Annotated in this window: 11 protein-coding genes; 5 read left to right on the forward strand and 6 right to left on the reverse strand. The window is 59.6% G+C overall.

The annotated features are described in order from the left end of the window. Window positions 1-21: 21 nt before the first annotated feature. A complete protein-coding gene (locus PMI11_RS15795; RefSeq protein ID WP_007818754.1) occupies window positions 22-840 on the reverse strand; it encodes a sugar phosphate isomerase/epimerase family protein in 819 nt (272 codons plus the stop codon). A gap of 281 nt (window positions 841-1,121) precedes the next feature. On the opposite strand from PMI11_RS15795, the gene PMI11_RS15800 reads away from it, so the two are divergent. The 4 genes from PMI11_RS15800 to PMI11_RS15815 all read left to right on the forward strand — a co-directional run bounded on the left by PMI11_RS15800 (window position 1,122) and on the right by PMI11_RS15815 (window position 5,079). Further along, window positions 1,122-1,589: a cupin domain-containing protein gene (locus PMI11_RS15800; protein ID WP_244430583.1), complete on the forward strand. Its 468-nt coding sequence runs from the start codon at window positions 1,122-1,124 to the stop codon at window positions 1,587-1,589. A gap of 155 nt (window positions 1,590-1,744) precedes the next feature. Beyond that, the gene (locus PMI11_RS15805) at window positions 1,745-2,881 is read left to right on the forward strand and encodes a hypothetical protein (protein WP_007818756.1); all 1,137 of its coding nucleotides are present in this window, start codon (window positions 1,745-1,747) and stop codon (window positions 2,879-2,881) included. A gap of 501 nt (window positions 2,882-3,382) precedes the next feature. Continuing rightward, a complete protein-coding gene (tam, locus tag PMI11_RS15810; RefSeq protein ID WP_007818758.1) occupies window positions 3,383-4,153 on the forward strand; it encodes a trans-aconitate 2-methyltransferase in 771 nt (256 codons plus the stop codon). Between the two features lie 218 nt (window positions 4,154-4,371). Continuing rightward, window positions 4,372-5,079, forward strand: coding sequence for a hypothetical protein (locus tag PMI11_RS15815; protein WP_007818760.1), 708 nt, complete (start codon window positions 4,372-4,374; stop codon window positions 5,077-5,079). Window positions 5,080-5,139: 60 nt separating this feature from the next. On the opposite strand, the gene PMI11_RS15820 is transcribed toward PMI11_RS15815, so the two are convergent. Then, window positions 5,140-5,757, reverse strand: coding sequence for a LysE family translocator (locus tag PMI11_RS15820; protein WP_007818761.1), 618 nt, complete (start codon window positions 5,755-5,757; stop codon window positions 5,140-5,142). A 149-nt stretch (window positions 5,758-5,906) separates the two neighbouring features. On the opposite strand from PMI11_RS15820, the gene zwf reads away from it, so the two are divergent. Beyond that, the gene (gene zwf, locus PMI11_RS15825; protein ID WP_007818763.1) at window positions 5,907-7,415 is read left to right on the forward strand and encodes a glucose-6-phosphate dehydrogenase; all 1,509 of its coding nucleotides are present in this window, start codon (window positions 5,907-5,909) and stop codon (window positions 7,413-7,415) included. 23 nt (window positions 7,416-7,438) lie between these two features. On the opposite strand, the gene PMI11_RS15830 is transcribed toward zwf, so the two are convergent. The 4 genes from PMI11_RS15830 to PMI11_RS15845 all read right to left on the reverse strand — a co-directional run bounded on the left by PMI11_RS15830 (window position 7,439) and on the right by PMI11_RS15845 (window position 12,819). After that, window positions 7,439-7,732 carry a hypothetical protein gene (locus PMI11_RS15830; RefSeq protein WP_007818771.1) on the reverse strand — a complete coding sequence of 98 codons (294 nt, stop codon included), beginning with the start codon at window positions 7,730-7,732 and terminating at the stop codon, window positions 7,439-7,441. Between the two features lie 252 nt (window positions 7,733-7,984). Further along, window positions 7,985-10,153: a TonB-dependent receptor family protein gene (locus tag PMI11_RS15835; RefSeq protein WP_007818776.1), complete on the reverse strand. Its 2,169-nt coding sequence runs from the start codon at window positions 10,151-10,153 to the stop codon at window positions 7,985-7,987. Window positions 10,154-10,500: 347 nt separating this feature from the next. After that, window positions 10,501-11,379, reverse strand: coding sequence for a MurR/RpiR family transcriptional regulator (locus tag PMI11_RS15840; protein ID WP_007818779.1), 879 nt, complete (start codon window positions 11,377-11,379; stop codon window positions 10,501-10,503). 81 nt (window positions 11,380-11,460) lie between these two features. Next, window positions 11,461-12,819, reverse strand: a complete 1,359-nt coding sequence (locus PMI11_RS15845) for a metallophosphoesterase family protein (protein ID WP_007818780.1) — start codon at window positions 12,817-12,819, stop codon at window positions 11,461-11,463. Window positions 12,820-12,852 lie beyond the last annotated feature (33 nt).

Consider the following 12,852-nt stretch of genomic DNA (forward strand, 5'->3'; position numbering starts at 1 on the left):
ATTTCCGATTACTTGACGCTGTTATTGGGCGAGACCGAGCGAAGCCAGGTATTCGGCCGAAGCGATAATCTTCGACTTGTCCTTGATCTCGATGATCAGGCGCGGATTGCTTTCGACCTTGGCAAGCGCTGCGAAAACCGCACGCCAGTTGACGGTGCCTTCGCCGAGCGCCCAGTGGCGGTCGGCATAGCCGTCGGCATCCTGCAGATGAATGTGACCGAGGCGGTTGCCGGCCGCATGGACGTAATAATCGACCGGTGGAGCACCGGTATAGCCGTGGGCGTAATGCGCATGGCCGGTGTCGATGGAGACGGAGACGGCCGGCGAGTTGAAGCTTTCAGCCAATGCTACGCGGATATGCGGATCCTTGTCTTCGATGTTTTCGATAACGAGGGTGCAACCGATTTCCTCGGCACGCTTCACCGCTTCGCGCATCGTCTGATGGCAGTATTCAACGATCTTTTCGCGTTCGCCCTCGTTGTTGTCGAGGTTGTTGTAGCTCCAGGTCGTGTAGGGGCTATGGACGACCATATGCGTGCCGCCGATCGCAGCGCAGACATCGAGGCCCTGCAGCATACGGCGGGAGACGACGGCGCGGATATCCGGATCCTGCGAGGCGATGATGAAGCCCCAGAACGGGCCATGGATGCCGACGCGGCCCTTGTAGCCGTCGAGCAGCTTCCGGGCGCGATCGGCGCGCGGCGTCCAGTCGCCGTTCAGCACCTCGGCGTTGACGAAGCTCTGCAGCTCGAGATCGCGGGACTTTTCGAAGAGCCAGTCACGATGGGTTTCGAGTTCGTCGATCGTCATGGCTGCGCCGACGACGGGAAGTGAAGACATGGGGTTGCTCCGCTGATGGTATGCCTGAATGGCGGGGAAGGATCGGCGCGTTCTATGCGCCTCTTCTGTGTCGCCGATATTACAGGCCGGTATCATGGAAGCAGCGGCTGCCAACCTGTCGCACTTGCGAAGCGGAGAAGCCATACCGATATGACCGTCGTCGGTTTCAGGGCCCGAGAGCGCGCAAAAGCCACCTCCGCTCGCCCTTCCCTGATTTTACGGCGGTTGCCAAAACGGCCGCAAAGGTCTATCGGACCGCCCCGCAAGAACAAGAAAGAGACATCATGTCCAACTCATTTGTGAAAACAGATGCCCGGACGGAGGCAAAAAGCTTCTTCGTGCTGGGCGACAAGGTCGGGCGACGGGCTCGCCTTACAGGCACCTGGCTCAACATCTTCGACGTGACCGTTGAGCCCGGCGGCAAGACGCCGCGCCACGCCCATGCAAGCCCGGAAGTCTTCCGGATCATCGAGGGCACGCTGACGATCTGGCGGCTCACCGATACCGGGCCGGAAGAGATCGAGGCCAGCGCAGGCGACATCGTCACCATCGCGCCCTTCATGGTGCACGGCTATTCCAATAACGGAACCGTCCCGGCGGTCTTTTCTGCCATCGTCGATCGCGGCATGGCCGAATTCATCGAGACCGAGGGCGTCACCGAACAGCCGCAGGGCAGCCCGTCACCGGAAACGGTGGCGCGTATGCGGGCCGCTGCAAACGCCCACGGGATCACGATACTGGCGGCATAGGTCAAATGTGCCGCAGTTGCGGGCGAAGAGACCGTCGGGGCATCACGCCGACGTTAAACACATTCCCCATTTGACGACCCAACTGCTGCTTTCAATATTGCGCGCAGCAGTTGATAGGTTAGCATGCGCTTCGCCGTGGTTGGGGATCTGTAATCGTGTTTCTGCGCAGTATCGTTTTAGCGTTCTTTGCATTCACTACCTGGTTCGGAAATGCATCCGCAGATATTGCGATAGAGCGTGTGCCGATTGACAACTCGGTCCCCGTTCTGCTGCTCAAAGGCAAGTTCAGTCAAGCCGACAATCCCGAACTGCTTGCCAGGGAAGTCAAGGCAAGCGGAGCCAGCGTAATCATTTTTGACAGCAATGGCGGCCAAGTTGTCTCAGCGATGGCCTATGGGCGAATGATCCGGTCCTTAGGACTATCAACCCTTCAGCTTCGCTCCTTTCAATGCGCCTCAGCTTGTGCGTTGGCGTTCGTGGGAGGCGTGAACCGAGAAGCGGATCCGGGCGCGATAGGCGTTCATCAGTCCTCTTTCTCGCCGGACAGCGATATCGAAGGCAGTGCCGCCGTTGCCGCTATTCAGTCGATGACCGCCGAGATCATGGCATATCTCATCGAAATGGGCGTCGATCCGAAGCTGCTCCAGCTTAGCCTATCAGTTCCTAGCGATGACATGCGATATCTCACCGCAAACGAAATGCAGGACTATAAGGTAACGTGGGGCAGTCTGGCCGCTTTGCCGGAACGAGTTACATCCGCCGAGCCGACTCCAAGCACTGCCCCGTCGCCGAAAAAGACCACATCAACTCAACAAGACGGAAGGTATCTGCCGATCTTGATCAAATGGCCAAATGCGGCCGATTTCCCTGTTCAGGGCCGGTTTGCCGGAAAGACAGTATTGCCGGACTTTAACGGACGTGACCTATACTTCAACAATTTCAGGACACGTATTAGTGAGGGGATGCGCGAGGGGCCTAACTTTGCCGGTCATTATACGCTTATCCAGATCGGTTGCGGAACCGGGTGTACCTCCGTCATCGTCGCCGACAACAACACAGGCCGCCCAGCATCTTTCCCTCGTGGTGGGGAAAACAACTTGTATTTGGATCTGGATTACCGACTCGATAGCCGACTTGTTACCACCCAATGGCAAGACTATAAGGCCAATACATGCATCATCGAATTCTTCGATCTCGATCGAAATACGTGGAAGCCCATCGGCAAACCCTACGTGGAAGACATCGAAGTCTGTGCCAAGCGCATGCAAAAAAAATTCAATGAAGGGCGTTGATGCGGCGATCCAGGCCGCTGCAATCGGCCGGCTCTTTTCCATGGAAAATTGTCATATAGTGCATCTATAAGCGTCCTAACTTCGCGCGCCTTACGCCAACCCCGGTTCATCGACAGAATTATGGCATGCCTGAAAGCAACCTGCCCAGTACCAATTTCGGCCATCCCATCCAGGAGCTTCCGGCTGTCGGCGGTGTGACCTTTTTTCGGTGCGTTCCAGATATTTTCAGCCTGCATGAGAGACACAGCGTGCGCGTGGCCCACCGCCGTTGGCGGCTTACGGAACACACGCTCGATCCGTCTGGTGACCCGTCGTTTTATCCGCGGGGAGCGACACGTCATGTCAGCGGCCGGATTAACACCTGATGCTTTTCAACTGGATATCCAACTTTTCCCACCGGGTCGGTCTAGCGTTCGAGATAATAACGCTGTTGGCGGCGACATAGACAAAATTTGCATCCGCCGCGTCGAAGGACGTGGCCTGACATGAGGAGAAAAGACGATGGCATGGTCAGCCAGCCAATATGTGAAATTCGAGGATGAACGCACCCGCCCGGCTCGCGACTTGCTGGCGCAAGTACCGCTGACGGAGCTGCGGCACGCGGTCGATCTCGGTTGCGGCCCGGGTAATTCGACCGAGCTGATCATAGACCGCTATGGAGCAGGCAATGTCTCCGGCCTCGACAGCGACCTCAACATGCTGGAGGCGGCCCGCAAGCGCCTGCCGGGCACGGCTTTCGTAGAGGCCAACCTTTCGACCTGGCAGCCCTCGCAGCCGGCAGACCTGCTCTTTGCCAATGCCGTCTTCCAGTGGCTGCCCAACCATCTCGACATCTTCGACAGGCTGATGGACGGGCTGGCGCCGGGCGGCGTGCTCGCGGTGCAGATGCCCGACAATCTCGGCGAGCCGAGCCATCTGATGATGGAGGAGACGGCCCATGCCGGCCCGTGGAAGACGGCTTTCGAGAAGAAGAGCGTGCGCCGCAACGTGCTTCCGCCACCCTCGACCTATTACAGCCGGCTGATCGCCAAATCCTCCCGCGTCGATATCTGGCACACGATCTACAATCATCCGATGGACAATGCGGCTGCGATCGTCGAATGGGTCAAGGGAACAGGCCTTCGCCCCTATCTCGACCATGCCGGCGAAGAGCATCGCGAGGCGTTTCTGGCCGACTATCTCGAACGTATCGACAGGGTCTATCCGAAGGCGGCCGACGGCAAGGTGCTGCTCAAGTTCCCGCGCTTGTTCATGGTGGCGGTGAAGGCCTGACCAGAAATTCTGATTTCCATGACGCCGGCAGCAGTCCGCTTGATCGCTGCCGGCGAAACTGTGTCAGCCATCCGCAAGCCACACGCAAAGTTTGAAGTGTAGCGGTTCGCCCTGGGATTTCTCAATCCAGACGTGCTTTCGCGACGCCGCCAGCGTCGATCGCTATCCTTTAAACGCCTTTGCGCCACCAGTGCGAGGCCCGACAAAGAGATTTTCAGATGGTTTCTTCCGTTTCCACCATGAGGCTTATGACGGCGCAGATAGCCTTGCAGACGATCAAGGGCGGCTCCTCGGAGAGCAGCTCCAGCGGCACGACCGATCACGACTATTCCAGCCTTCCCTCACAGACGCGCTCGGCGCTGTCGGTCATGCTCGACAAGATCAATGCCGGCAAGGCCGGATCGACTGATACCTCCGGCAACACCACCGCCAGCACCGATATCACCACCGCCTCCTTCATGGCGCTGCTGCGCCAGAACATGACGGCCGCGGCTGATGCCAAAGGCGAAGACAGCCAGGAAGCCGCCATGCTTGTCGCTTTCAAGAAGGGCCAGCTGGCGGTCACCGATCCGACCCAGGGTGTTTCGATCAAGGCCTGGGACGTGACCGATCCCAAGGAAGCCGATGTCGACCAGAAGAAGGGCACGGCGATCAAGACGGAAGACTGGAACGACTTCCTGCGCGACCATCTGCAGCGCGATTCCCACGGGCGCCTCGTCCGAAGCGAAAACGGCAGCTTCATCGAAAAAGGCACCGGCAACGAAGTCTATTTCGGACAGGTCGGCTCGCAGAACTACTACATCACCTGGCCGGTGAAGACCGAAACGAAGCCTGCCAGTGGCACAGGCGACAAGCCCGCGACGGACGGCACGGACTCGAAACCGGTTGCCAATACGACCACCGACAAGTCCGCCTCCGAGGCATAAGGCAATCGGCATTCCAAAACGGCCATTGCGGAAAGACCTTCCGCAATGGCCGTAAGTGTTTCAGGCAGCGGCAAGTTCGGCCAGTGACAGGACAGCCGTCGCGAGGATGACGAGGCCGAAGCAGATGTTGAGCAGCCTTTCGCTCGACGGCTCCAGGCGCACCTTGCCCAGAACGACGCCGAGCCATAGCCAGAAAATATCGACGACGATCATGACGAAGACGCAGAGCGCCCATTTCGCCTGCATATCCAGCGCGCCATCCTGTGAGAGCCTATAAGCAGCAAAGAGCGAAGCGAAGGCGATATAGGCCTTGGGATTCGTAAGTCCGAGCACGATGCCACCAACAACAGTTGGTGAAGCCGCCCGGCGTGCGGCCGAGAGATCGGCACCGACCGGTGCCAAGGCAATCTTCCATGACAACCAGACGAGATAGAGGGCGGCTGCGACCGTCATCACCATCATCGCAAGGGGAATTGTTGCGATCAATGACATCAGGCCGGCGGCAGCCGCTGCCGCCGCAACCGCCAGGCCGATCTGCAGACCGAAATAGAAGCGCAGCCCTGATGTCAGGCCATGCTGGCGACCAATTGCCAGAAGGGCGGCAATCGCGGGTCCGGGCGAGCCGAGAAGGGCGAGAGCCGCCATGAGGAAGAAGCCGGCGCTGACAAGATCGATCACGGATCACCATAAGATATAATGATATCTTTATGTCTTTATATATTTTTGATACCATGTCAAACGCTTGTTATCCTTGAACTGCAAGGTGCTTGCGGCAGAACCCGAGCGCTTTATATTCTGCCGGGAGAATTAAGCTGGAGATGACACGCATGGACGCTCACCCCACCCCGCCCGTCACTCTCGTCATCTTCGGCGCCACCGGCGACCTGACACGGCGATTGCTGGTTCCGGCCATCATCAATCTCACCCGCAGCCACCTCGTCGGCGGGGACCTGAACATCCTCGGTGTCGGCATCGAACCTGGTGACGATGAATTCCTGCGCCAGCGGCTGGACGCTTTCCTCGCCCATCTCGACGGCGAGGAAACAACTGGCAAGGATGAGGTCTGGGAGAGCCTGCGATCGCGCATCTCCTATCTGCAGGGCGATTTCACCAAGGATGATATCTTCCTCGAAATCGGCAAGCGCCTTGGCACGACCTGCAATGCAGCCTTCTATCTCGCCGTGCCGCCAAGCTTCTTCGGGCCGATCGTCGAGAAACTTGCGGATCTCGGACTGATGGACGAAAGCGGCGGTTGCTTCCGTCGTGTTGCGATCGAGAAGCCCTTCGGCACCGATCTCGCCTCTGCCCGCGCTTTGAATGCGCGCATCCTCGCCCGCGTGGAGGAAAGCCAAGTCTATCGGCTCGACCATTTCCTCGGCAAGGAAACGGTGCAGAACCTGATGACGGCGCGTTTCGCCAACATGATGATCGAGTCGCTGTGGAACAATCGCTATATCGATCACGTGCAGATCACCGCCTCGGAGATCGTCGATGTCGGCACGCGCGGCAAGTTCTACGACGCGACCGGCGCGTTGCGCGACATGATCCCCAACCATCTCTTCCAGCTTCTGGCAATGATCGCCATGGAGCCGCCGAACAGTTTCGACGCCGAGGCGATCCGCAACGAGAAGAGCAAGGTGCTGAAGGCCTTGCGCATCTACACGCCGGAGGAAGCCAAGGCGAATGGCGTACGCGGGGCTTATACTGCCGGTCCGCTCAACGGCACGGACTTGCGCGCTTATCGCGATACGAAGGATATTTCGCCCACCAGCAAGACCGAGACCTATGTGGCGCTGAAGCTCTATGCCGATACCTGGCGCTGGGCCGGCGTTCCCTTCTATCTGCGCACCGGCAAGGCGATGACGGCACGCGATACGGAAATCGTCATCACCTTTCAGCCCGTTCCTTTCGCCCAGTTTCGTGAAACGGAGGTCAACCGCCGTCTGCCGCCGAACAGGCTCGTCATCCAGGTGCAGCCCGATGAAGGCATGAGCATGGAGATTTCCATCAAGTCGCCGGGACAATCCGTCGACACCGTGCCGGTCTCGCTGGATTTCCGCTATGCCGACAAATTCGATATCGGCAAGACGACCGGCTATGAATCCCTGCTCTACGACCTCTTCATCGGCGACCAGACGCTATTTCAGCGCGCTGACGGTATCGAGGCCGGCTGGGCGGCGGTACAGCCCTTCCTGGATGAGTGGGCAAAGGACGACCGCATTCCGGATTCTTACGCTCCAGGCAGCATGGGACCTGTCTGCGCGGACGAGCTGATCCAGCGTGACGGCCGTGAGTGGCATGAGTTGGGCGTGATCCTGCACAGGAACGGCAAATAGCCGTTCCTGCACTGGAATTTAACTTACCGTGGGCGGCAGGCGGTAGCCAGCGTGCCGTCACGCTCGGCCGTGCGATAGGCGCGCGTGCCGGGCCGCGGGCAAGCCGTCCGGTCGGACGGAATGACGACGGTGATATTGTCGCTCTCGACGGGATCGAGCGGAATCGAAAAAGTATTACTTGCTTCCGCGTCCGGCACCGTGCCGGGCGGCATGCCGCCGAAGCGTCCGGAATAATCCATATCACCGAGGGCCTGGGAGAAGGCCGGAGCGGCGAACCCGAGGAGAATGATCGAGGCTGCTGCAATGACCGTACGCATGACCATATTCCTTCTTATCTGGCCGATATGAAACGAGATTTGGGTATCCATCGTTCCAGCCGATCCGGCCGTCGGTGAAAAAATCCGGCACCTCTTAATCTAGGAAAGGTCAGTGCGGATTTCCATCCGGCGGATGGATTGATCAGGCCCTTAAAGCGTGTCGCGATCTCTAGGATTCGCTTGCCACGCTTTAGGCTCTTGTTTTCGCATGTCGTTACCGCAAAACCGCGGCACACTTTTGCGCGACATGCTTTAAAAGGCGATCGATGCGTTGACGAAGAATGTGCGTGGCTGGCCCACGAACTTGCCGCCATTATTGTCCGTCGAGCGCGTAAAATACTCCTTGTCGAACAGGTTCTTCACGCCGAAGGCAAATTGCGGGGCATTCTTCTTGTCTTCCGGCTGATAGGCGACGCGCAGGTTGACGGTGCCGTAGCCGGGAATATCGCCGAGGCGGCCCGTCGCATCCTCTTCCGTCACATAGGTCGCGCCCGCATCGGCCGAACCCGGCGAATGCTGCTTCGACTGCGCCTGCAGGTCGGCATTGAAGATCCAGTCACTGTAGCGATAACGCGCGCCCAGCGAAGCCACCTGACGCGAATAGAAGGGCAGGTCGCAGCCTTCGAAGGCGCCGGCCTGATAGGTCGCTTCCGTATACGTGTAGCTCGCAGACAGCGACAGGCCGTCGAGCGCAGGCATTACATCGCCGATGTCGTAATTGATGGCGGATTCGATGCCGCGGTGGCGGGTGGCGCCGAGATCGGTCCAGATGCCCTCGCCGACGATGGTGCGGCCGAGATAAAGCTCCTTGTCGAAATCGATATTGAAGGCCGTCAGCTCGGCATTCCAGTTGTCGCCTTCATAGTGCAGGCCGATTTCGTAGGTGGTCGCTTTCTCCGGGTGCAGGCCGTCGGTGGTGGAGGCAAGCTGGCTATATTGCTGCGGGCCGAAGGAAACGCCGACATTGCCGAAGACGGTCAGCTCATTGGTGAGCCTGTAGGCAACCGACAGCGTCGGCAGGGCCTCGTTCGCATCGACCGAGGGAGAGAGCGTGCTGGTGACCGCACCGCTGGTGCTGAAATTCACGACATCGTTGTGCGTGCTGATCATCTCGTAGCGAATGCCCGGTGTGATGGTCCAGTCGCCAATCTCGATCTTGTCGTCAATGTAGAAAGCATGGGCAATCGTGCCACCATCGCTCGTCTGGTAGGTCGGCGAGATACGCGTGGTCGGATCGATGCCCGAGGCTCTGTTGTAGAAACCCGTTCGGGACGCGATTTCCGAGCTTTCTTCCCAGAGATAACGATAGCCGACGGTCACCTCCTGGGTAATGCCGCCGAGCTCGATCAGGCGCGAATAGCGCGGCTCGATACCGAAATAGCTGTAGCTGCGCGGAGCAGACGTCAGGCGATAGAGGCCGGCGCTGGCGCCTGTGCCCTGCTGCTCCACATGGCTGCCGCGGAAGGAATCCACGTAATAGGTCAGCACTTCGAAATTGTTGTCGCCGTCGTCATGCTGGTAGCGCAGCGAGATATCGTTGCGGCGGCCGCTGAAATCGTCATAGCGGCGTGTGGACTGGTAGGGATCGGCATCATATTCGGCGCTCGTCAGGCCGCCGGGCATCTTGCCCTCGCCCTCATAGTGGTGGAACTGGATGCCGAGCTTGTCCGTATCCGAAAACTCGTAAGCGCCCTTGGCGATGATATCGTCGATATCGGTGCGGTCGTTGGCGGCGCGATAGCCCTCGCCATGGATGCCCGAGTAGAGGATCGCGGCGCCAAGGCCGTCATCATTGGTGCCGCCGATCAGGAAATTCGGCGTCGCCTTGACGTGGCCGTTATTGCCGGCGATCTCCGCGCCGGAGGAGAAGCGAGCGGTGAAATCCTCCGGTATTGGACGGGTGACGAAATTGATGATGCCGCCGACATTCTGCGGCCCGTAGCGCACCGAACCGGCGCCGCGCACGACGTCGATCGTTTCGACATTTCCAAGCGTCAGCGGAAAGAGTGAAAGCTGCGGCTGGCCATAGGGCGCGTAAGCCAAGGGAATACCGTCCATCAATACAGTGGAGCGTGGCGACAGGCGTGAGGTCAGGCCGCGCACGCCGAGATTCAGCGACACATCGCTACCGCCGGTGCCATTGGCTTCCTGCACCTGGACGCCGGGGATCTGGTTCAGCGCATCGCGGATATCCTGCGCACCACGCTCTTCAAACTGTTCGCGATCGAGGATCGTGCGGGCGCCTGGGTGTTTCAGCACCTTCTCCTCGTTCGGTTCTTCCAGCCAATTGCCGGTGATCTTGATCGTTTCGAGCTGGGTGACAGGGCCGCTGGCGGCCTCCTGCGCCAGCGCCGATGTGGCAGATGCCAGAAGGGCAACGGTGAGAGCGAGCTGCTTTCCTTGGAATTTGGGGGCAAACATGGAGGATTTTCCGTAGGCGTTCGAGAAGTCAGGGCAACAGGGGACCTTGCCGGAAATGCCCTGGGCATTCCGACGCAAGAGACTGTTTTTGTTGAATGATTATTGGATAATATCAGCCGTCACGCCGGTATCGGCGTCTGGGCACGGTCTTATGGGAGAAAGGACGGACTTCAGCCGTCTTGCTGCGATGAAACAGGCGCGTCATGCAATAACCCCGATAGTCAACGCCGCTGCGGCACGGCGCAATGTCGTGGTGACTACAATATTGTAGTTTGTATTTCAATAAACATAACTGAATTTCTCATGTTTATTTTCATGCAGGTGGAATTGCAAAGAGATCGCGAAGATCAGTCGTTGCCGAGCGCCTGATCGCGCAGGTCTGCAAGGCGCTTCTTGGCATCCGTCGCCTGCTGCTGGTTGCGGACCGCAACGCCATAGGCAAGGAGATCGGCGATAACGATGGCACCGATGCTCCAGCTTGCCAGCTTGGAGGGCGAACCGATGCAGGTCAAAATGGCCGAAACCTTGTCGGCATAGGTGGCGCGGAGCTGCACGCCGCAGACTAGAATGACCTTGCAGCCGATATCCCGGAGCTGCCGAACGATGAGCTTGAATTCGGCGGTCTCGCGCACGGCATGGAACATGATGATGACATCGGCGGGACGCAGATCGATCAGCTCATTGGCAAGCGTAAAACCCGAGGCGCCGGAACAGCGGGTGCGCACGCCAGCACGGCTGAGCGCAATCGAACAATGGCGCGCCTCCACCTCGGCAGTGCCCATGCCGATGCACCAGACCGTATCGGCCTCTTCGACGAGCGAAATGGCGGATGCGAGCATTGCGCCATCCATCTGCTCCTCGGTGGAGGTCAGCACTTCGCGAGCGGTCGCAAACATCTGCCCGGCGACCTTTTCAAGATCGCCGCCGGTGGCGCGGAAACGCTGTTCCAGACGATCGCTGGTGGAAATGGTGCGCGCCATGACGCGGCCCGATACCCGCTTCAGCTCCGGCAGGCCGGAAAAGCCAAGGCGCTTGGCGGTCCGGATGACGGTCGCATCGCTGGTGCCGGTCTCGGCGGCGATCTCCTCGGCGCTGCGGAAAATCAGCACATCGATCGGCATCTTCACCAGATGCTCGGCCACGGCCAGTTCCGACCGACTGAGCTTGGTCCTGTGCTCTTCGAAATGCTCTCTGAGCACCGACGAGGATCGATCGCTTCCGTTCATCCGCCCTTCCCTAGATGATATTCAGAAGGCCGAATAACCGACTTTGGTGCGTAGCGAAACAAGAAACCGATCAGGCGTTTCTCAACCCGCGATACTCAGGCTCAGGCTCTCGCCCATGAACGGCCGGTCGCCCTCGCCTTTCTGGCCATGGCCCACACTCCAGCGTGACGGCCAGACAAGGCGTTGAAGCCCCGTTGAGGCGATCGCCTCGAAGGACGACCAAGCCTCGCTGTCCTTTGAGCGCCAGAGCACGCCGCCTGGCCCCATGCCGCCATGCAACAGAATATGGAGATCGAAATCCTCGCCCGGCGGCAGGTCCGGCCCGAAGAAATAGTAGGGGCTGCGACCGGGGTCGCGGCCGAGGATAAGCGTCAACTGCTGCTGCTTGCCGCGCAGGCCAAGCCATAGGGGCGCCAAGCCTTCATCGCCGAAAGCCGAGAAGATCGTCTGCTGGGACGCGCAGGCGTCCGAGGCCATCCGACCGCTCAGGCGGAGTTCGACGACCCGGTCGGACCCCGTCGGACCCGCCCAGAGAGCGTCACTGACGCCATGGGCAACGCTGCACCATTTATCCTCGCTCGCAAGAACAGGCGGCCATTGCAGGCTTTCCCGTGCAACGCCTTCGGTATCGAGAACCTGATAGCGCAGGCCGTCCTCATCGAGGGCTGCCTGAATGCCGTGGAGATATTCGACACCCTCCGGCATTCTGTGCGCGGTACCGGCGCCAGCCGTGCATATCTGCAGCACACCGCGATGGGCCTGCACGTCGAAAGCGAGGATATGGCTGCAGCAATAGGCGAAAACACCTGACGCCACGAGAATATCCCAGAAGCGATCGGCATATTCGCGACCGATCTCGCGCTGATAGGCGCCCGCGTACCCATTGATCGGAAAGACCGGGTGGTGGCCGAGCACCAGCTTGTAGCGGGCATCGGCATGGGCCTTCAGGGTCGTCTCAAGCCACTCGGTTTCGACGTGGCCCTCGCCGCCGAGACCGGTCCAGAGCGTATGGACGAAGACCATGAGCAGATCGCCGCGGCGAACCCAATAGGCCAGCCCCTCCTGCCCCGCGGGCCCGTTTGCCGGAAGGCCGAGCGTGTCGCGGAACACGGCCTCGCTCATCTCGTCATAGGTCGTGTGATTGCCGGTCGTATGCCACATCGGAATGTTTTCGCGGTCGAGCCAGGCCATCTCGACATCGAACCAGTGCCGCCACTGGGCGCGCAGCGATGCTTCATCCGCCGTCAGGCCGATGATCTCGTCGCCTGGAAAGAGGATGAACTGCGGCTGGGGCTCAAGCCGGCGCAGGACAGCGTTCACGGATGCGAAGGTACGCTCGTGCAGAGCGCCGGCAACGCCCGAGCAGGAATCGCCGTAGAGCACGAATTGATGGCCGCCCGGCCTGGGCAGCAAGGCTTTGATCGGGGATGTGTCGGCCATGAAAACACGCGGAGAAAAGAGGGAAAAACTTTA

It is taken from the genome of Rhizobium sp. CF142, assembly GCF_000281145.1.
Lineage (GTDB): Bacteria > Pseudomonadota > Alphaproteobacteria > Rhizobiales > Rhizobiaceae > Rhizobium.